Here is a 20,957-nt window from a genome sequence, read left to right as displayed (position 1 = left end):
GAATAAAATTAGGAAATTATAAAAAAAACCTAATTTTTGCAGAACAAACCCTAAGTCGCATGCAGCTTTCTTTGGTAGAGCATTTTCCGGAACTTACCAAGTACGTTTTTCTGGATATTTATGCCAAAATGTGTATTGACCCCAAAACCCACAAACCCACGTTGGTCACAATGGAAGGGCAGAGGGTTCCGGCTGACCTGAAAATTCGCTGCAAACCCTGGGCAATTCAAGCTTTTCCAGAAGGTACTGTTTATAAATTGGATGTTCGGCTGATTCAGCAAAAAGATAAAAAACCCTATTTTTCGGCAGTAAAAAACTACCGCATTTTTCGGGCAATTGAATTCTTTGAACATAATCTTTCCCTTCAAAAAGGTTTGGTAAGACGTAGAAAAGGAAAAGATAAAGTCTTGTTTATCAGAAATGATGCATAAATAAAGCCCTGTTTCCACAGATACTTTCTCTCAGATTGTATTCATAAAATTGCAAAAAAGCCCGCAAAATGTGCGGGCTTTTTTGCAAGGAATAGTATTGAAAATCTTATATCGTCCGAAGCGCAGGAACCTTGCTTTTCAGTAAAGCATACGAACCAAAAAGTAGTCCTGAAAAGAACAGATCTCCATAAACCGTATTCAGGAATAAATTCCCAAAAAGATTCTGCTGATAAAATTGTAATCCTGCTACATACGAAGCAAGCAGACCGGCGAAAGTCTGTGGATAAAAATTTTCGGCACCGTACCATACGGCAAAATTGGTGATCAGAAAAAAGAGAACTGACGATGCAATGGCACTGCCAAACACGCGACCCGCAGTTACTTTTTTGAGCGCTCCCATGCCAATAAAAACAATTAATACAAACGAAATATACACTGCCCACATCGAACTATGGAAGCCAATGAGAGCATCGCTCAGGAGCATCGCTGTCAGAGGAACTACAAAAGCCAGGAACTTGCGGCCAAAATGAGCACCTCCGAAGAGAGCAATTGCACCAATCGGTGTGAAGTTGAATGGATGAGGTAAAAGTCGCGTAAGAGCCGCTGCAAAAATCAGGATCGTCAGCGTGGTAATTTGAAGGTTATTTATTTTCATTGGTTTTTGGTTTTTCCTTTAACTCCGTAAAGATAGTATAAGCGGCCAATGGTTCAAAATTCACCAAAAAAGAAGCTCTCAGTTTTGGACCTGAATCCAATCCTGAGAGCTCTTATTTGCCTTCAAAATTAAAGGATCAATTGATGATGATGGCTTTCATTTCGGAAGATTTAGCTGCCTGATTAAACGCAGGAACATCTTTTTCAATCAGCTCTGACAATCGGTTCAGGTGCGTGTCAATACGATTTGAGATACTTTCAAAGGCCGCATAAGATGACTTGGTCGGTTTGTAATCGCCGGACATTACCACGGTTTTTACGCCTGCCAGTTTATCATTGAGTTGAATCGGGAAATTCAGTGCGTCCTGCATTGCCTTGGATTTTGGCTGCATGAGTGCATTTTCTATTTTCTCAAATTCTTCCAGCACAGGTTTCGACAATTCTTTCAGTTTTGTACTAGTCGATGAATCTTTCACGGTCTGCATAAAATCATTCATTTGTTTGCGAATGCTACGAAGCTTATTGATGTTTTTATGCGTTTCAGATAATTTTTCATTGATCTTCATCAGTAGGTCAAACTGCTCCTTAAACTCAGCGTCGGTGGTTTGTATGCGTGGGTCTTTCAGGATTGTAAATTCCTGCTTACCAATTAGTTCTTTGCCCGCATACAAGTGAACCTGATACGTACCCGGAACTGCCTTTGGGCCAACTACCGATCCCGACCACATCACGTTGGTTCCTTCAACCTGCGTTGCATCCGGATAGCGCATGTCCCAGACAAAGGTATTTGTTCCACTTTGAACAGGTAGCGAACCGGGTCGATTCTGAGTATCGTCCGTATAAAAATCCTTCGGTATTTTCAGCGGTTCACCTTTCTTATTTTTCTTGCTTGAATACGAAATTATGGAATCGCCGGACATAGTAAGGAAGTGCATTTTGAGCTCTTCTTTTGGTGCTTCTTTCATGAAATATCGGATCACTACACCATTTGCGGCATTTTCTCCTTCCGTTGGAATGGCCGAAATGCGGCTGCCACCGTTCATTCGGTACGAGTGATTGGGCTTAAACAAATGCGTAGTTTTCTGAGCCAATTGATCCGAAAGTTCATACAGTGGAGTCAGGTCGTCCAAAATCCAGAACGAGCGACCGTGGGTAGCTACTACCAAATCATGCTCACGTTTTTGAATTACCAAATCATGAATCGGGGATATAGGAAGATTCAGTTGAAGCGATTGCCATGAATCGCCACCATCAAACGATGCCCAAATGCCTTGTTCAGTTCCCGCAAACAACAAATTCTTACGCGTGGGATCTTCCCGAATTACTCGGGTAAACTGATCAGTCGGAATTCCATTGGTTATCATTTTCCATGTTTTTCCATAATCTGTCGATTTTAGAAGGTACGGCTTAAAATCGTTGAGTTTATAGCGGGTAGCAGCTACATAAACCGTAGCAGGATCGTGCGGGGAAACTTCAATGATGCTGATCATGGAGAAATCAGGCAGCAGGGAGGTGGCGGGGGTGATATTCTGCCAGGATTTTCCATTGTCCTTGCTTATGTGCAACAATCCGTCGTCAGATCCGGTATAGAAAACCCCTTTTTCGTGGGTAGATTCTACCATTGCAAAAATGGTGGCGTAGGTTTCTACACCCGTATTATCCTTGCTGATTGGCCCTCCACTTGCTCCCATCGTTGCCGGATCGTGCCGGGTCAGATCAGGGCTAATGGCTTCCCAGCTATGTCCATAATCTGTTGATTTGTGCACGTATTGTGAAGTTACGTATAGCGTTTTTGGATCATGTGGAGAAAATAGGATGGGGTATGTCCACTGAAAACGATATTCACGTGTATCAGAACCATGTCCCATATAAAATTCAGGATAAACGTTAATGAGCTTACGTTCTCCCGTTTTTTTATTCATCATACTCAAAAAACCATCGTAGCTGCCACCGATTGTCACATCAGGATTGAGTGGGTCTTCCACCACATAGCCCGATTCGCCACCGGCAACGGGCCACCAATCACTAGTCGTAATGGAATAACCCGTGGTGCGGCTCGCAATGCGCACGGTGCTGTTGTCCTGTTGTGCACCATAGACATTATAGGGAAACTCGTTGTCGGTATGTACGTGATAAAACTGAGCCGTTGGAATGTCCAGTTCGGTAAATGTACCACCGCCATTAAAAGTAACCTCTCCGCCGCCGTCGTCGCCAATAATAAAGTTGTCCGGATTGTCGGGGTTAATCCAAATGTCGTGCGTATCGCCATGATGTACGTCAATTCCCGAGAAAGATTTTCCACCATCAAAAGATTTCCAGGCATCGACATTCAGCACAATAAGTCCATTTTCATTTTTAGGATCCGCGGCAAGTTTCATATAATACCAGGGACGTTGTTTCAAATCAGCACTGGCATTTACAAGTTGCCAGGTATCACCACCATTGTACGATGTGTACAAACCGCCATTTTCCTTATTTTCGATCATGGCATAGAGACGATTGGCATTTACCGGCGATACCGTAATGCCGATTTTTCCCAGCAGCCCTTTGGGCAAACCCGGATTTTTGGACAAGTCTTTCCATGTTTCACCACCGTCAGTAGATTTGTACAGTCCGCTGCCGGGACCGCCACTACTCATGGAGTGGTGGTTGCGATACGCCTGCCAAAGGGAAGCGTAAAGAACATTGGCATTGGAAGGATCAATGACCAAATCAACGGCGCCCGTGCTGTCATTTTTTGCCAGAACATGCTTCCAGGTAGCTCCGCCGTCTTTGGATCTGAACACGCCTCGTTCAGGATTTGGACCAAAAATATTGCCCATTGCGGCCACAAAAACAATGTCCGGGTTTGTAGGATTTACCTGAATCGTTGCAATGGCATTGGCCGCTTTCAGGCCAATATGCTTCCAGCTTTTTCCTGCATCATCCGATTTGTACATGCCGTCTCCGTAAGAAATATTTCCCCGAATGTCCGTTTCGCCGGTTCCAGCATAGAGTACATTTGGGTTGGAAGGAGCCACAGCAATTGCTCCGATAGAACTTGCCTTGAAAGTCGAGTCAGAGACTGGAAACCAATTGTTGCCACCGTCCACGGTTTTCCATATTCCACCACCGACGGCACCAAAATAGTACACATTGCTTTGGCCTACCACGCCGCTTACTGCCAGGGAACGTCCTCCGCGAAAAGGCCCGATGTTACGCCAGCGAAGGCCTTTGAAAAATTCTGGATTATAACCTTTTGAAGCCGTTGGAGTTGCGGCCACTTGTTTCCCGGTTCTTTTTTGTGCAAAAGTCGGATTGGATCCGGAAAACGACAGAAATACCAGAAGGGTCAGGAGTGTTATCCTGCTTCCGGCAAAAAACCTTGTGCGCATTAGTTCGTTGTTTAGGTTGATCAAAAAGGAAATTTAGCCAAAAAAGTGGATTCATGCAGCAACAACCATATTTTGACCTATAATCTTTTTCCAAATACCTGATACTCAAAAAATATGTAAATAGTGGTATCTCTTGTATTTGTATCCTAAGAGCTATATTTGGACAATTGATTGGATTTGAAAATTTATTTGAAATAAAAAAGAGCAATCTATTGGTTTGATTTTTCTAAAATCAACATATTTGCAGCTGAACAACAGATGGAATGGAAACAAAGGAGGAAATCTTACGTATAATAGATCTTTTAAACGATACCTATGAAAGCGAGCAAGCATGGCATGGACCAAGTCTCGTGGAAGTTTTAAGAGATGTTACCCCAAAAAAAGCCGATAAAAGGATTGTCCCAAATACGCATACAATTGCCGAACTTGTGTTTCATATTACCACGTGGCGAATATTTGCGGTCAGGAAATTGCAGGGAGATGCCGCTTTTGACGTTAACACAAAAGAAAAGAATTGGAAGAAATTTACATTTTTTGATGATTTTGAGTGGGAAACTCTCCAAATGGAATTAAGTTTGTCGCAGGAAGAGTTAATCAGCGAATTAGAGAAAAAAACGAGTGACGCTTTTCTGGAAGACATAGTTCCCGGTCGGGATTATACTTTTTATACGCTTTTACATGGGTTGGTCAATCACGATATGTATCATGCCGGCCAAATCTCATTAATAAAAAAAGGATTAACTTTGAAGGCTTTTGAAGAGGAAGACTTGGAAGATTACAAGGATAGTAGTACTTTTGGGGAAAATTACAATGACTTTGATTAAAAGTAATAACAATATTATAACTTATATTGGAAAAATATAAGTAAATTGCATTTAAGATAAAGTTCAACCTGCTAGGGTTGTGCTTTTAATGGTGTGGATATATGTCGGAAAGCCATTCGAAATTTCGAATGGCTTTTTTGTGTATATATTTTTTAGAAAATGTGAGGTTCTATAAAAAATTACCTGTTAATCAACATTCTTTGAAGAAAGAAATGTACCCGCGCCGGGCGTGTCGCCCTGAGGAAAAGCAAGTGGCACGCGGGGCAAGGCCTCTGGAAATTCGGTTGTAAGTAAGCGTATAATTTGTTCACGTACTTCACAGCGAAGATCAAAGGCATCACCGGCATTCCGAGCCGACATAATTGCCCGAACTACCATATACTGATCTTTTGTATCAGTTACCTGAAATGCAGCCACATTCCCATCCCACAAAGGATTATTTTTCAAAAGTTCGAGAAAGTTGGTGCGTATTTTCTCGATCGGTGCATGAAAATCAAGGTAAAAGAAAGCCGAACCAATGAGGCTCGAATCGTTCCGTGTCCAGTTTTGGAAAGGTTTTTCAATAAAGTATGTAATTGGCAAAACCAGGCGTCGGAAGTCCCAGGTTTTTACTACAATGTAGGTAAGATTAATTTCTTCAATTCGTCCCCATTCTCCTTCAACTATCACTACATCTTCAATTTTCAACGGTTGTGTAAAAGCAATCTGAATACCAGCCAACAAATTCCCAATTGTTTTCTGAGCGGCAAAACCGACAATTACACTGACAATCCCTGCCGATGTGAGCAAACCCAGCCCAAATTCTCTTCCTTTCTCAAAACTGAGCAAAAGCAGCGAAAAGGAGATGATAAAAATGCAAATGATGATGATCCGTTTGATGAACTTGACTTTCGTGAAAAGCTTCCTTTCCTCGTTGTTATTTGCCTTATTCAGATCAAGCTGAGCCAGTACAAATTTCTCGAATATTACCACAATCCGAATGACGAGCCAGGTGCTTACGGTAAGCAGGGCCAATTTGCTCAACGGAAAAAATAAGGGCATTTTGAGCTCATGCGATAAAGGGTTTGTGGAGCTAATCGTCAGAAAAAGAACAGGAAAGAAGAAATAGATGACGTTGGTAATGTTTTGATTGACCGTTTTCAGAAAGGTTCGATCAGGTTTTTTTGATAAAAAATGTATGATCCGGATCAGAGACCAGGCAGTGAAAATGCCCAATACAACAGCCAAAACCAAGATGTACCAGTAGCTGAATTCCATGATTATTTCAAAGTTGTAGCTTGCATAACCGGTCTGACAACAATGATTCCACTGTGCCGCTTCACGGATTGTAAATAGTCTGTCAGAGGTTCTTTGCTTGCGATCACTGCCTGCGCGGTAGTTGAAGCGTGTAAAAGGTAGGCACGTCCATTACGTATTTGAATAACACCCTGGTGGTTACAATCAAGGCCAGCCACGGTGGACGTAATTCCAATAATATCACCGGTTTGTAGGATAGATTCTACGGAACGAACCGCTGATTTTGGGATAAAGTATAGGTCAGATTGGTTAACTTCCTGCTCATTCTTACTAATTTCCTGTAAAAGTTCTGTTGAAGAAATTCCTTTATACAAATCTGCATGGGTAGACATGAAGTTAATTGTTTTGGTAAAAGGTACCCCGCCAAGTTCCTTCGTTACATCCCGAACCAAGCCTTTGGATTGATGTTCGAGCATCCAGGAAGTGAAGTAATGAAGTCTGGAACCGTATCCATTGATCCTTCCATCCTTGTAGCGCACTCGTTCAAGTTGAGTAAGAAATTGGGAATAGTTCAGCGAATTCTGTTTTGAAATAGCAAGTGCAAGCGAAACTTCAACCAACGTTGTGCAGTCAAGGCCATCAAAACGGCAAATAAGTTGCTCCTTTTCGTTTCCTTCGAGCGTTTGGGCTACGTAAGGTGTACCCAAAAAGGTTTTGGCCATCTGAAAAGTCAGTTCAGGTAAATTCCCCGAACTGACTTGTTGAATTTTTTTTGAATAACTTTCTTCCTGTGTAACCTGCGCCAACGATTGTTGAGCGAGCAACAAGCCCAGGAGGCCTCCTGCAAAAATCAGTAGTTTCATATTTTTAAGCTAGTTCGCTTTAAAAATAGTAAGTAATTCAAAAACTGCCTGCTGATTTTTTACATGATTTTTGGCGACGGACAAAGCATCACCCACTTTAATGGTATAGGCGGATTTTGGTAAAGCGGCAAACATATCCTCGTCCGTAGTGTCGTCACCCATTGCCAAAATAAAATCGTAGTCGCCAAGATCAAGAAATGAACGTGCCGAAGTGCCTTTATTAAATGCTGTTTTTTTAACCTCAATCACCATATTACCTTCAATAATTTGCAGGTTCAGCTCCGGCTGAATAAAGCTTTTTAGTTGCCAGGCCAGCTCCTGCGCTCTTCTGAGGGCATATTCCTGGTCTTCGGCCGTGCGGTAATGCCAGGCCAATGACGTTTCCTTCTCTTCTACAAAAGCTCCCGGACATCTTTTGACAAATAAATCTAAAATCGAACGAATGCTATCTTTCCAATCTTCTACATAATCAGGATTTAAGACCCAGTCAGTATCCGTTTTTTTCTTGATAAGTGCGCCGTGCTCAGCTACTAAATGTACCGGCAAGTCGCCAAGAACACTACTCAAAAACGCTCTATCCCGGCCACTGATGACTACCACCGTGGCTTCTTCGGCTAGTTGGGCGATTATTTGTTTAACTTCCTGCGTCACCAATGCTTCGGACGGATCGCGCACAATCGGGACGAGGGTACCATCGTAGTCAAAGAAGAAAATAGGATTAGCCGCCGCCTGATAAGCTCGGCCAATTGCCTGCATGTCTTTTGTTTTAAGATACGCATGACTTAGTTTTTTGTGTTCCTGTTCGATCATAAGCATTTGGGTAAAAAAGTCGTTTGTCCATGCAAAAACATCATATTCCCGTAATCGCATTTGCATGGCTTCCATGCGTTTACGTTGTTCGTCTGTTTCCATTTCCAGTGCGCGGACCACAGCACTGCCAATCTCTTCTGCATCCGTTGGATTAATAATCAAGGCCTCACCGAGTTCCGCTGCTGCTCCGGCCATCTCGCTGAGTATCAGTACACCCTGCACGTCTTTCCGGCTTGCCACATACTCCTTACAAACCAGATTCATCCCGTCTCTTACGGGAGTTATCAAGGCCACGTCACTTGCAGTATACATGCCAACGAGTTCTTCAAATGGCATGGAGCGATACTGATAAATAATCGGTTGCCAGTGCATTTTTCCAAAACTGGAATTGATTCGTCCGACGGTCTGATCAATCTCCGATTTCATTTGTTGGTACTGTTCAATCTGATCTCGTGAGGGGACGACCACCATGACGAAGGAAACTTTTTCGTGCCAGTTTGGAAATCGTTCCAGGAAGCGCTCATAACCTTTGAGGCGATGCAGCAGCCCTTTGGAGTAGTCGAGTCGATCGACCGAAAATATAATTTTCTCTTTGAGTGTTGCCCGAACCTGCTCTCGCTCGTGTTTTACCTCGGGGAGATCGAAAGCATCGTTAAACTTTTGATAGTCAATGCTAATTGGAAAGGAGTCAACCTTGACGATCCGGTTATTAAGATTGACATAATGTAATTTATTTCCGTAACCAACCACCATTCTGACTGCTTTCAGGAAGTACTCTACGTAATCATTGGTGTGAAAACCTACCACATCAGCACCCAAAATTCCGTCAATAATGGACTCGCGCCAGGTGGTTGGCAACAGGCGGAAGATTTCGTATGAAGGAAATGGAATATGGAAAAAGAAACCAATTTTGTTAGTTGGGAACTGCTGCCGAATCAAATCCGGCAGAAGCATGAGCTGATAGTCGTGGATCCAAATGACATCGTTTGGTTGAATAATTTCTTTTAATTTTTCAAAAAATAACAGATTGGCTTCCTGATAGGCTTCAAAATTTGTATTTTCGAAATGGGCCAACGAAGGAAAGTAATGAAACAACGGCCATATTAAATCGTTGCAGAAACCTTCGTAATAAGGCTCGTTTATTTGAGGTGGAATAAAAACAGGGTGTGCTTTGAAGCTTTCGTTTTCGAGCGTGACACCAGCCAATTCTTCCGGATTGTTGTCTGTATAACCAACCCATTGAATTTTGTCGGCAAAATCAAAACTCGTGTTAACCTGACCCTGAGCGAGCGAAAGAACCGCAGAAACCAGGCCGCCTGAATTTTGAAATAGTGAGTATCCGGTCTCGTTTTGAATGATTTTGAAGGGAAGGCGATAGGCCGCCAAAATCAGCCTTCCTTTGGTTCGTGAAGGTGTGTTTTTCATGAGAATGAATTTTTCGTCCGGTGATGAAAAAGATGGAGTAATTTACCTGAAAAGAAGATTTACAGGAAACCGAACGTAAGAGTTAACTAAAAAGGCATGCCCAGGTAATAGAACTGGGTTACAACTAATTTAGCCTAATAATGCTTTAATACCTAAATTTATAAAAATTGTACAGGAGAATGTTCCAATAATAAAAAAAACGGAAGATTCTTTCGATTCTTCCGTTAGTTACTTTTTTCAGGTTTTGAATACTTATGGCAAACCTATTTCGCTGACTTCTATATCGTCCTGATCTTTTACACGTAAACAAAGCAGTCCGGCCACAATCATCGAAACTCCGCCAATAACGAGGGCAAAAATGGGTTCGCCAGCAAATAATTCTTTCACCAAAAAACCCAAAAGAGCTGCGGCAACGATTTGAGGAATAACAATAAAAAAGTTAAAAACGCCCATATAATACCCCATTTTTTGGGCTGGTAATGAACCTGCCAACATAGCGTATGGAACTGAAAGTATTGACGCCCATGCGATACCAACACCAATCATAGATAGCATAAGTGCGTTGGGATTGGGAAGAAAATAAACAGACAGCAGGCCTAATCCTCCTGCCACAAGGCAAATCAGGTGAGTCATTCGGCGGCTTGTCAGGCGTGCAACAACCGGAATTGCGAAGGCAACCAAAGCCGAAATTCCATTATAGACACCCATGCAAAGTCCGACCCAATCGGCCCCGTCGTTGTATATTTTGGAGGTTGTGTCGGTGGTTCCGTATAAGTGGCTAGTTACGGCAGGCGTCATATAAATCCACATAGCGAATAAGGCAAACCATGAAAAAAACTGAACAACTGCCAGTTGTTTCATGGTAGGTGGCATGTGCTCAAAGTCGTTCATCATGGTCACAAAACCATTTTGATGCGAACCGCTCTTTTGCAAATAACCTGAGGCAGCGAGTAAAAGGCCTACAAGTGCCAGGCCAATGGAGAATATATACAGTTCTTTGTTGAGGTTTTGGGTAGAAAGCCACCACGTAAAAATCAGGCCAATCACGGTAAGAACTCCGCCCTTGACGAGTTGAGATTTTCCGTTCGTCTGAAAAACTATTTCTGCGGCCCTAGTTGAAGCAGGTATCGGGAGAATTTCCTCGGCATTATCAGCAAATGAATTGAGTTCTTCGGGGGGGTATTCGTTGGATTTAATTACTGTCCAAAGTACCGCGAGCAAAAACACCGTTCCGCCTAAATAGAACGACCATTTTACGGAATTTGGGATTATTCCTTCTGCGGCCTGATTGGGCACATCAAACCAATTGGTCATAACATAAGGCAGAGAAGATGCCACGATGGCACCGATGCCGATAAAGAAACTCTGCATGGCAAAGCCCGTGGTACGCTGAGAAGAGGGAAGATTGTCGCCCACAAAAGCCCGGAACGGTTCCATTGTGATGTTAATGGAAGCATCCATGATCCACAGCATGCCGGCAGCAAACCATAAACTAGGTGAGTTCGGCATCACGAACAGTGCAAGTGAAGCCAAAATAGCACCTGCCAAAAAATAGGGTCTTCGACGGCCAAGCTTTGTCCAGGTACGATCGCTGAAATACCCGATGATGGGCTGAATAATGAGCCCGGTCAAAGGCGCAGCTACCCAAAGAATCGGAATGTCGTCTACATTAGCACCGAGGGTTTCAAAAATCCGGCTGACGTTTGCATTTTGAAGCGCAAAGCCAAACTGAATACCCAAAAAGCCAAAACTCATGTTCCATATGTCCCAAAAATGTAACTTTGGTTTTTGACGGGTGGCCGCAGGTGTTGCAGAAGACATAGAAATTGCCATATTATTTTTCGCGTAGTTGTAAGATTTTTACCGATAGTGGAGGAAGAGTAATGGGAAGTCCCTGATTTACAAGCTCGTTGCCAATGCTTTTAGCTTTGAATTCGGTTGCGGGAAAGACTTCTAATACTTCATAACTTTTATCCAAAGCGCACTGCATGGAATCTACAAGCGCATGCGCAGGTAGTTTAATTGTTGTGGAAATTGTCCGGTTTTTATCAAAATTGTACACACAAATAAACTTCTGATTTTCGGTATAGCGTAAATAGCTATATACCCGGGTTGAATCGTAGTTGGCGCTTTGACCGTGTACATTGGCGTACTGTAAATCATAAAATTTTCCAGAGTGAATAGCCTCCTGACTGGTGGAAAAATGATTTAAAGCCTGATAAAATTCCCGTAGCTCCTTCGCTTTTGAATCAAGTTTTTCGCCATCAAACTTACCTTTATTAACCCATTGCTGAAATTCAGGCACGCCCCAATAATCAAAAATAGTGGTGCGTCCATCGTTGCCCTGAAAGCCCTCTGCCTGTGTAGGATTCACGCCAACTTCCTGCCCAAAATAAATCATCAGTGGACCCGTATGCAAGGTAGCGCTGAGGGTCATTGCGGGGATTGCCACAAACGGATCTTTTGCGAAAAATTCGGAAGCAATGCGTTGTTCGTCATGATTTTCAAGAAAACGCAGCATATGTTCCGAAATATCTCCTGATTCTTTTTGCCAAACGCGCGTAATGTCTTCCACCGATCCGTGCCCTTCCATCAGTCTGCGTAGCGCGTCGTACAGGCCAACTTTATCATATAAATAGGAGAACTTACCGTTTTTGATATAGTTGTGATACTGTTCGGGATTATAAATTTCTGCGATAAAGATAATGTCAGGATTTATTGCCTCAATTTCCGGAATAACCCATCCCCAAAACTCAACGGGTACCATTTCGGCCATGTCGCACCGAAAACCATCTACGCCTTTTTTAGTCCAAAAAGCCAGAATATCCCGCATTTTGAGCCATGTAGAAGGAATTGGATCAAAGCGCTTGGCATGCCCCCCCAAATAATCCACGCCGTAGTTGAGTTTAATCGTTTCAAACCAGTCATTAATCGTGGGTTGGGCATTAAAAACGTCGTTTCCGGTAGCCTTGGCCGGAAATTCCTCATACATTTCTTTGGGAGCAACCGGTGGTTTCAGTCCATCCGGTAAGCGAAAGGGCTGATCGGGCAGGTAGTAAAAATTATTTTGCTGGTCAAAAACGACTGAAATTTTGTCGCCTTCTCCAAAATCCCGCACACCCTGTGGTTTCTGATCAGAGGCATATTGGCGCGAAACGTGATTGGGTACAAAATCTATGAGAACTTTCAGATTCTCGTCGTGCGTGCGCTGGACTAGTGCCTCAAATTCAGTCATACGTGCTGAAACGTTAACAGCGAGGTCTGGGTTAACGTCGTAATAATCCTTAATGGCGTAGGGAGATCCCGCTTTCCCCTTCACAATCAAGGGATTGTCGGGGCGTATGCCAAATTCAGAGTAATCAGCCATCGTGGCATGCTCAATTACTCCGGTGTACCACACGTGAGAAATTCCTAACTTCTTTAATTCTTTAAGGGCGAGTGTTGTAATGTCATTAAATTTTCCCACGCCGTTTTCATCCCGGGAACCATAAAAAGAATTGGTAGTATTTTGGTTTCCAAAAAGACGGGTAAAGACCTGATAAACAACTAGTTTGTGGTGTTTTGTTTGCAAAGAATCCATAGATTTTTTATCGTTCCTTTTAGTACAGGCACCTAAAAAAGCAATAAAAAATGAAAGTACCGTAAAAAGTATCCGATTTAGCATAGTTTTACTCATTCTGAAATCAAATGTAAAAAGGATTTATTTATGAAAAAATAGACTATTTGCTTTAATTTGGCACTTTACTTATCCTTAAACTAGTATGAACAAAACCTTTATTTTTAAAATACTCATCTTTTTGAGTGTGATTTGTGGTGACATAAATTCTGTCTTTGGTCAAACGATATCCATAGACCGGGTGGAGCCCCTCAACTGGTGGATTGGTATGAAAGATCCGCGATTGCAGCTACTTATTCATGGAGAAAATATAGCAGGAGCTCAGGTAAAAATTGATTATCCGGGAGTGCATGTTGATAAAGTGAATCAGGTTGAAAATCCTAACTATCTATTTGTCGATCTGACTATTTCTCCCGATTGTAGAGCCGGAAATTTCTCTATTGAGCTTTCGAAGGAGATAATTTCGCAAAAAGGAAAACGGAAACCTGTAAAGACACTAGCTACCCGAACCCTAACCTACGAACTCAAACCAAGAGCTACCTACACAAAAGGGCAGGGGGTTACCTCGGCTGATTTTATCTATCTGCTTTTGCCGGATCGTTTCTCGAACGGAGATCCTACGAACGACACCTTCAAGGACATGGCAGATACACAGGCCGATCGTAAAGATCCGTTTCTTCGGCATGGAGGTGATTTACAGGGAATTATCAACCACCTGGATTATTTTAAAGAACTCGGCGTTACGGCTCTTTGGCTCAATCCGGTGCTGGAAAACAACCAACCTTTGACTGATGAAGGAGGAGCCAAACGAAGTGCGTATCATGGCTACGGCTTCACCGATCATTATCAGGTAGACAAGCGTCTAGGTGGCAATGCTGCCTATAAAAAACTGGTAGAAGTGGCGCATGCCAATGGTCTTAAAATCATTCAGGATGCGGTATATAACCACGTTGGCATCAATCATTGGCTGGTAAAGGATTTACCCTCAGCAGATTGGCTGCATCAGTGGCCTACTTACACCAATACGTCCTACAAAGATCAGCCGCTGGTAGATCCTTATGCTTCTAACATAGATAAAAAAGTTACTTCTGATGGCTGGTTTGTGCCGTTCCTTCCAGATCTCAATCAGACCAATCCGTTTGTGGCCAATTATCTGATTCAGCACGCGCTTTGGACGGTGGAGTATTTTGGAATTGATGCCTGGCGCATTGATACCTATATGTACAACGATCTGGAATTTATGAATCGTTGCAACGCCGCTTTGCTGGAAGAATTTCCAAAGCTCCATATTTTTGGAGAAAACTGGGTGAACAGCATCGCAAATCAGTCTTATTTTCAGCAGAATAATCTGAACGTTCCTTTCAAAAGTAATTTGCCCGGTTCCTGTGATTTTCAGTTACAATTTGCAATCAACGACGCATTAAATCAGAAACCGGGCTGGAACGAGGGGATTCAGCGAATTTATCAGGTTTTAGGACAGGATTATTTGTATAAAGATGCTTCCAAACTTGTAACATTTCTGGATAATCATGACATGGATCGCTACTTCTCCGTCATTGGCGAGAACTTTGCCAAATACAAAATGGGTCTGACGTTTTTACTGACAACCCGCGGAATTCCGCAGTTGTACTATGGTACCGAGATTCTGATGAAAAATTTTAAGAATCCGTCAGATGCCGAAGTACGCCGTGATTTTCCCGGTGGATTTCCGGGTGATTCTGAAAATAAATTTATAGCCAAAGGACGCACTGCCGCAGAAAATGAAGCTTTTACTTTTGTCAAAACGTTGGCCAACTACCGTAAAAACACTTCTGCCCTGCATAGCGGTCAGTTGATGCAGTTTTTGCCAGTTGATGGTGTTTATGTATACTTTCGGTACGACAATCACAAAACAGTGATGGTGTGTATCAATTCTAACGAGTCGGAAATTGAAATTACTACGGAACGCTTTCAGGAACGTATGGCCGGTTTTGCTTCGGCAAAGAATATCCTGACCGACGATACTTTAACTTCCATTCAGAAACTTTCACTTCCACCACAATCAGCAGTTGTGCTGGAATTGATGAAATAGAAGAAACATTACGGTACTTTATGTATTTTTTATTGAATTAAAGGGATAAGCCGGGCGGGTTCACCTGACGGTTCGTCCCTTTTTTCTTTTATTTACAAAAAATTGAAGAATATTTTTTCCTGACCTTGCGTCAGCATGATACTTTTCACTTGTATATAAGTAAACTATTTACCAAACCAAACCACAAATGCCCTCATTAAAAGCATGTCTATTTGATCTGGACGGAGTTATTGTTGACACCGCACAGTACCACTATATCGCCTGGCGCGAAACGGCCCAAAGTTTGGGTTTTGACCTGACACACGCTCAAAATGAACTGCTGAAAGGAATCAGTCGCATGGAATCGCTGGATATTATTCTCGCGATTGGAAATGTGGAGCTTGACCTGGAAACCAAAGTGCAGCTGGCGACAGTTAAAAATTTTCGGTATCTGGAACTTTGCCAGCAAATGACACCTGATGATGTGTTGCCCGGTGTTCGGGAATTTATGGACTCATTGCGCTCCGCAGGTATAAAAATGGGCCTTGGTTCTGCGAGTAAAAATGCTGAAACGATCCTGAAACGCATCGAAATGCTCGATTACCTTGAAATAATTGTGGATGGCAACCGGATCACAAAAGGAAAACCTGACCCCGAAATATTTTTGATGGGTGCCGAAGACCTGGATGTTCTGCCCGAAGAATGCGTTGTTTTTGAAGATGCAGTAGCTGGAGTGCAGGCTGCCAAAGCAGGCGGCATGAAAGCGATCGGCGTGGGCGATCCTACGATTTTGACTGAGGCCGATTTTGTTATATCTACCTTCAAATCGTTGGATTTGAAGGTGATACAGCAACTATTCTTTGCAGCTTGATTTGGATTTAATCCTCCTAAATACATTTATTACCTATGAAAAATTATATTACACGTGATGCGTGGAAAATTGTAGAAGACGGTTTTCACAAAGAATTTAACGAAATTACCGAAAGCCTCATGAGCCTTGGCAATGGCCGGATGGGACAGCGTGGAAATTTTGAAGAACGATTTTCAGGTAAAACACTCCTGGGGAACTACGTAGCCGGGGTGTTCTTCCCGGACAAAACCCGCGTTGGCTGGTGGAAAAACGGGTACCCAAATTATTTTGCCAAAGTTTTAAATGCCTGCAACTGGACCGGAATTGAGGTTGAAATTGACGGTGAAATCCTGGATTTGAATACTTGTACCTATGAACATTTTCAGCGGGTACTTGATATGCAGAGAGGAGTTCTGGAGCGAGAATGTACGCTGACAACGCCCGAAGGTAAGCAGCTCAAAATCAGAACCCGGCGGTTTTGTCATATGGTGGAGGACGAATCCGGAGCTATTTCTTATTCGATAACTCCCCTAAATTTTGATGGGACGATTACCCTGACGCCCTTTTTGGATGGAAATATCCAAAACCGCGATTCAAATTACAATGAAACCTTTTGGAACGAAATCAAGAAAGAAACCTCATTTGCCGAAGGTATTTTGGTGATGGAAACCAAGCCAAATCCATACGGAGTAGAGCAATATCAGGTAGCGACAGGGATGAGGTTTGACTTGAAAAAAAATGGACAAATTCTTGATTTTCAGTCGCTTCCTGTACGCGATGAAAAATACGTAGCCGGAAAAGTACCTGTACAACTGATTCAAAATGAGGAATTGACGCTTTTTAAATACGCAGTCAATTTGTCTTCAATGAATCATACTTCTGAAAATTTGATTCCTGATACAAAAGTGTACCTGAATCGATTGGCAGAAAAGGGATTTGAGCAGTTACTGGAAGAACACGTAGCAGCCTGGGCAGCTAAATGGGAGCAAAACGACATTCAGATTAAAGGTGACGTTGCAGCACAACAGGGAATCCGATTTACGATTTTCCATTTGCAACAAACCTATACCGGCAAAGATGAACGATTGAACATCGGCCCCAAAGGATTTACCGGAGAAAAATACGGTGGTGGTACCTATTGGGATACAGAAGCCTATTGCATTCCGTTTTATTTGTCTACCTCCGAACAACAAGTTGCACGTAATTTATTGATTTATAGATACAAACAACTTGGAAAAGCCATAGAGAACGCCACAAAACTCGGGTTTGACATGGGGGCGGCGCTGTTTCCGATGGTAACAATGACTGGCGAAGAATGTCATAATGAGTGGGAAATTACCTTTGAAGAAATTCACCGAAATGGCGCAATTGCTTATGCCATTTATGATTACGTACGCTATACTGGCGATAAAGACTATCTGACGGAATACGGGCTGGAAGTTCTGATCGGCATTTCGCGCTTCTGGAAGCAACGGGTCAATTGGTCGGTTCAAAAAAATCAGTACGTCATGCTGGGTGTGACAGGGCCGAATGAGTACGAGAATAATGTAAATAATAACTGGTACACCAACTACATTGCGGCATGGACCTTGCGCTATACGCTGGAAGCGTTGGAGTATGTGCGGAATCAAGGAAAAATCGAGGATATTTCGAGTAAAGTTGCATTCGATTTTGCCTCAGAGACAGCTCAATGGCAGCATATTATCGATAATCTGCATTTCCCGTATGATTCCGAAAGACAGGTGTATTTGCAGCAGGAGGGATTTCTGGATAAAGAATTGTTGACGGTGGATCAAATAACAAGCCACCGTCCGATTAATCAAAAATGGTCGTGGGATCGGATTCTGCGCTCTTGCTTTATCAAACAGGCCGACGTTTTGCAAGGACTTTATTTTTTTGAAGAGGATTTTAGTGAAGAAGAAATTAGAAGAAATTTTGATTTTTATGAACCAATGACCGTTCACGAATCATCTCTTTCACCCTGTGTTCATGCAATTTTAGCAGCCGGACTGGGTAAAAAGGAAAAGGCGTACGAAATGTACCTGCGCACGGCCCGGCTTGATTTGGACGATTATAACAACGACACCGAAGACGGCTTGCATATTACGTCGATGGCCGGTACCTGGATGAGTGTTGTGAAAGGTTTTGCAGGGCAACGTGTACAGGATGGCTTACTGATCCTGAATCCGTACATTCCTGAGGAGTGGGAATCCTACTCTTTTCGTTTGGGATTCAGGGGTGTAACGCTTACAGTTGCAGTTAGTCAGGACTCAGTTCTGATTACCAATCCGTCGGCGGCAGGAATAGAAATCGTGGTTCACGGCCAAAAAGAACTGGTTGCGGGGCAAAAGGCTTTTCCACTTAAAGCCTGATTGGTACGTTTTAACCCTGACCAATAGCTAAATTATTGAACGTTAGTATATTGTTTTTTCTTATTTTAGAAATTAAAGCGATGTCAGGTAAACTAACAATCGTTTTTCCAGCACGACGTTACTAGTCTTACAGAACGGGCAGTACGTTGTTTGGGAGTTGTTACAATTTTAGAGACCTGAAATGAAGCAAGTGTTTGTTTGTTTTCTTCTTTTTGTTCTGTGCCTGAGCGAATTAACCTTTGCTCAGGCGCAGGATTTTAAGGAGTGTCAAAATCAATACGAGCGGTTGCTGGTAACATTCAATCAATCGTTTGAAGAAAATAATCCACTTCTGATCCGGACGTCGGAGTATCAGCGAGCGCTTGCAGATTTGCAAAAGAAGTATCAGGAATATCACAAACTTTACTACAATCCGGCGGATTCCATTCAAAAACTTACCAATGAAGCGGCGCTGAATGTACTGGCTGGAAATTACGGCAAAAGTCTTCGTTTGCTCGGTTCTGTGGATTCGCTTAGTCCACAAAGTACGTATTATGTAGGTTTGCTTCATCTCCTGAATCGCAATTTTGATCAGGCAATTGTCACACTTTCCAACACAGATGCCAGTAAATGGTCGGCAGTAAATGCACTTGCGGCTTATGGCCAAAAAGGGGAGGTAACAAATGGTCTTTCCTTTGCGCAAACCAAAGCCGTTGGAAACACGAAGGGCAAATGGAATTATAATCTTGGTTTGCTCTATAAACTAAATCAGCAGGATCAGGAAGCAGTAGACAATCTGAACGTAGCTATTAGGCAAGAGGATAATGGCATTGCCTATCGCTTGTTGCGCGGGGATGTACTCATGCATTTTAAACAACCCAAACGTGCCGTTTCTGATTTTGAAAAAGTAGCCAAACGTCATCCAAAAGCTCAAATTCGATACGCAAACGCCTTATTGGAAGTTCGGCGATATCAGGAGGCAAGGGCAGTTTTTGAGGCTTACCTGGAAGCAGAAGACCGACAATTCAGAAAGGAAGCATTTCTGGGTTTGGCACATACCTACTATGCCCTGAGCAGATTTGAAGAAGCACAAAAATACTATCGTCTGGCAGCAACGATGATGCGGGATAGTCCGGTAGCGTTGTGTGGTCAGGCAAATGTGTTGGTCACAAAGCATAAATATGCCGAAGCACTATCGATTTATGATCGGATAATTCAGGCGGATAGTTCCTATCTCTCGGCTTATTTGGGTCGCGGTGTGGCGCATTTTGGCAAGAAAAATTATGAGCAATCGCTAACAGATTTTTCCAAAGCTGAATCACTTTTCGATGATTCTAATCCTCAACTCGCTGATTTGTATGTATGTCGCGGTTTTGCCCGCTACTATACCCGAAAGGCAGGAGAGGCGATGGTCGATTTTGAAACCGCCCTACGGCTTGATGGTGCGCGCTATGAGGCAATGGGTGGAATAAGCGGTGTGTTGATTGATCAAAAAAATTACTCACAGGCCGGACAGTATCTGAGTCGGGCGTTGAATTATGAGAAAAACTACGATCAAATGTGGAGTAATTATGGAAACTTATTGCTTCATTTTGATATGTTTAAAAAAGGATATCAGGTTTTTCAAAAGGCAATTGCACTCAATCCTGAAAACATAAAAGCCCAAAATGGCTGGGGAATTGTGTTGCTGGAAAATGATCAATTGGATCAGTCGCTGGCACGTTTTGATAGTCTCGTTGCGGCCAATCCAACGATTCCTTATTTGCTCAATAACCGGGGAATTGTAAATGCGTATCATGGCAACCGTTCTGAACAAAAGCGTCAATTGCCCGAAGCAGACGCAAGTTACGAACGTGCTTTTTCTGATTTTTCCAATGCCATGCAATCGGCTCCTTTGCGTAAATTTTATAACGTAAATCAGGGAAATGTATATCGGTATTGGGAAAAATACGATGAAGCAAAACTTAGTTATCAGACCTATCAGGACAAAAGCGCGCTGAACAATACGGCTGTTCTGTACGCCGGACAAGAACAATTGAAAGATGCCAAATATTATCTGGGAGTGGCTTTACAGCTTGATTCAGCACATCATGTTTTTCAGTTCAACATGAACCTGCTGGTCAAAGGAAAACAAAAAGAACTGGCTCGTGCCGTAGCGTCTGCCGGAGATGATGGTCCGTTTTCCGACATCGGAATCAAATATAGCCGGGATGGTTTTGTGACAATTTATTTGTATGATTATGAATACGATACGCTTCATTTTCCGGGTCGCCACTACCTGCCACTTCCTGTCGCAGAGTTCAACGAAGACTATTTTATTCCGGAATATGATTTTAAACTTCTTCCGTATTCTGAAAAGAAAACCCCGGTAGTAAAGACGAAAAAACAACCCTACAAATCACAAAAAGTACGATTGAAACGCCGGGGCAATCGAAGAGGAACCAAGTGTCCGGTTTTTTGAAGATTCCTAAAC

13 protein-coding genes are annotated in these 20,957 nt (G+C 42.7%); 6 read left to right on the top strand and 7 right to left on the bottom strand.

Going from position 1 to position 20,957, the window contains the following annotated elements; translation table 11 throughout:
• Positions 1–59 precede the first annotated feature (59 nt).
• The gene (locus EZE20_RS08160) at positions 60–431 is read left to right on the top strand and encodes a hypothetical protein (RefSeq protein ID WP_132116363.1); all 372 of its coding nucleotides are present in this window, start codon (positions 60–62) and stop codon (positions 429–431) included.
• Between the two features lie 106 nt (positions 432–537).
• Here the strand turns inward: EZE20_RS08160 and EZE20_RS08155 are convergent, their stop codons facing one another.
• Together EZE20_RS08155 and EZE20_RS08150 are read right to left on the bottom strand one after the other, a co-directional pair.
• Complete coding sequence (locus EZE20_RS08155) at positions 538–1,086, bottom strand: DUF6580 family putative transport protein (protein WP_132116361.1); 549 nt, start codon at positions 1,084–1,086, stop codon at positions 538–540.
• Positions 1,087–1,222: 136 nt separating this feature from the next.
• Positions 1,223–4,459 (bottom strand): WD40/YVTN/BNR-like repeat-containing protein, encoded by a 3,237-nt coding sequence (locus EZE20_RS08150; RefSeq protein WP_132116359.1) that lies wholly within the window; start codon positions 4,457–4,459, stop codon positions 1,223–1,225.
• A 263-nt stretch (positions 4,460–4,722) separates the two neighbouring features.
• Here EZE20_RS08150 and EZE20_RS08145 point away from each other — a divergent pair, with 263 nt between their 5' ends.
• On the top strand, positions 4,723–5,283 hold the full coding sequence (locus tag EZE20_RS08145) for a DinB family protein (RefSeq protein ID WP_132116357.1): 561 nt from the start codon (positions 4,723–4,725) through the stop codon (positions 5,281–5,283).
• 186 nt (positions 5,284–5,469) lie between these two features.
• Here EZE20_RS08145 and EZE20_RS08140 read toward each other — a convergent pair whose 3' ends face one another.
• The 5 genes from EZE20_RS08140 to EZE20_RS08120 all read right to left on the bottom strand — a co-directional run bounded on the left by EZE20_RS08140 (position 5,470) and on the right by EZE20_RS08120 (position 13,197).
• Positions 5,470–6,540 carry a mechanosensitive ion channel family protein gene (locus EZE20_RS08140; RefSeq protein ID WP_132116355.1) on the bottom strand — a complete coding sequence of 357 codons (1,071 nt, stop codon included), beginning with the start codon at positions 6,538–6,540 and terminating at the stop codon, positions 5,470–5,472.
• Positions 6,541–6,542: 2 nt separating this feature from the next.
• Entirely contained in the window at positions 6,543–7,382 is an 840-nt protein-coding gene (locus tag EZE20_RS08135) for an N-acetylmuramoyl-L-alanine amidase-like domain-containing protein (protein ID WP_132116353.1), read from the bottom strand.
• A 9-nt stretch (positions 7,383–7,391) separates the two neighbouring features.
• The gene (locus EZE20_RS08130; protein ID WP_132116351.1) at positions 7,392–9,617 is read right to left on the bottom strand and encodes a bifunctional alpha,alpha-trehalose-phosphate synthase (UDP-forming)/trehalose-phosphatase; all 2,226 of its coding nucleotides are present in this window, start codon (positions 9,615–9,617) and stop codon (positions 7,392–7,394) included.
• Between the two features lie 252 nt (positions 9,618–9,869).
• A complete protein-coding gene (locus EZE20_RS08125) occupies positions 9,870–11,438 on the bottom strand; it encodes an MFS transporter (protein ID WP_132116494.1) in 1,569 nt (522 codons plus the stop codon).
• Between the two features lie 13 nt (positions 11,439–11,451).
• Positions 11,452–13,197: an alpha-amylase family glycosyl hydrolase gene (locus EZE20_RS08120; protein WP_228713637.1), complete on the bottom strand. Its 1,746-nt coding sequence runs from the start codon at positions 13,195–13,197 to the stop codon at positions 11,452–11,454.
• Positions 13,198–13,378: 181 nt separating this feature from the next.
• Here EZE20_RS08120 and EZE20_RS08115 point away from each other — a divergent pair, with 181 nt between their 5' ends.
• The 4 genes from EZE20_RS08115 (at position 13,379) to EZE20_RS08100 (ending at position 20,945) form a co-directional block, all read left to right on the top strand.
• The gene (locus EZE20_RS08115; RefSeq protein WP_132116347.1) at positions 13,379–15,304 is read left to right on the top strand and encodes a glycoside hydrolase family 13 protein; all 1,926 of its coding nucleotides are present in this window, start codon (positions 13,379–13,381) and stop codon (positions 15,302–15,304) included.
• Positions 15,305–15,491: 187 nt separating this feature from the next.
• Positions 15,492–16,154, top strand: a complete 663-nt coding sequence (gene pgmB, locus EZE20_RS08110; RefSeq protein ID WP_132116345.1) for a beta-phosphoglucomutase — start codon at positions 15,492–15,494, stop codon at positions 16,152–16,154.
• A 35-nt stretch (positions 16,155–16,189) separates the two neighbouring features.
• Complete coding sequence (locus tag EZE20_RS08105; protein WP_132116343.1) at positions 16,190–18,505, top strand: family 65 glycosyl hydrolase domain-containing protein; 2,316 nt, start codon at positions 16,190–16,192, stop codon at positions 18,503–18,505.
• A gap of 181 nt (positions 18,506–18,686) precedes the next feature.
• Positions 18,687–20,945: a tetratricopeptide repeat protein gene (locus EZE20_RS08100; protein WP_132116341.1), complete on the top strand. Its 2,259-nt coding sequence runs from the start codon at positions 18,687–18,689 to the stop codon at positions 20,943–20,945.
• The last annotated feature ends 12 nt before the right edge of the window (positions 20,946–20,957 follow it).

The organism is Arundinibacter roseus (assembly GCF_004348825.1).
Taxonomy (GTDB): Bacteria; Bacteroidota; Bacteroidia; order Cytophagales; family Spirosomataceae; genus Arundinibacter; species Arundinibacter roseus.
The sequence above is the reverse complement of the archived record's forward strand: the minus strand, read 5'-3'. Positions and strand labels throughout refer to the sequence as shown.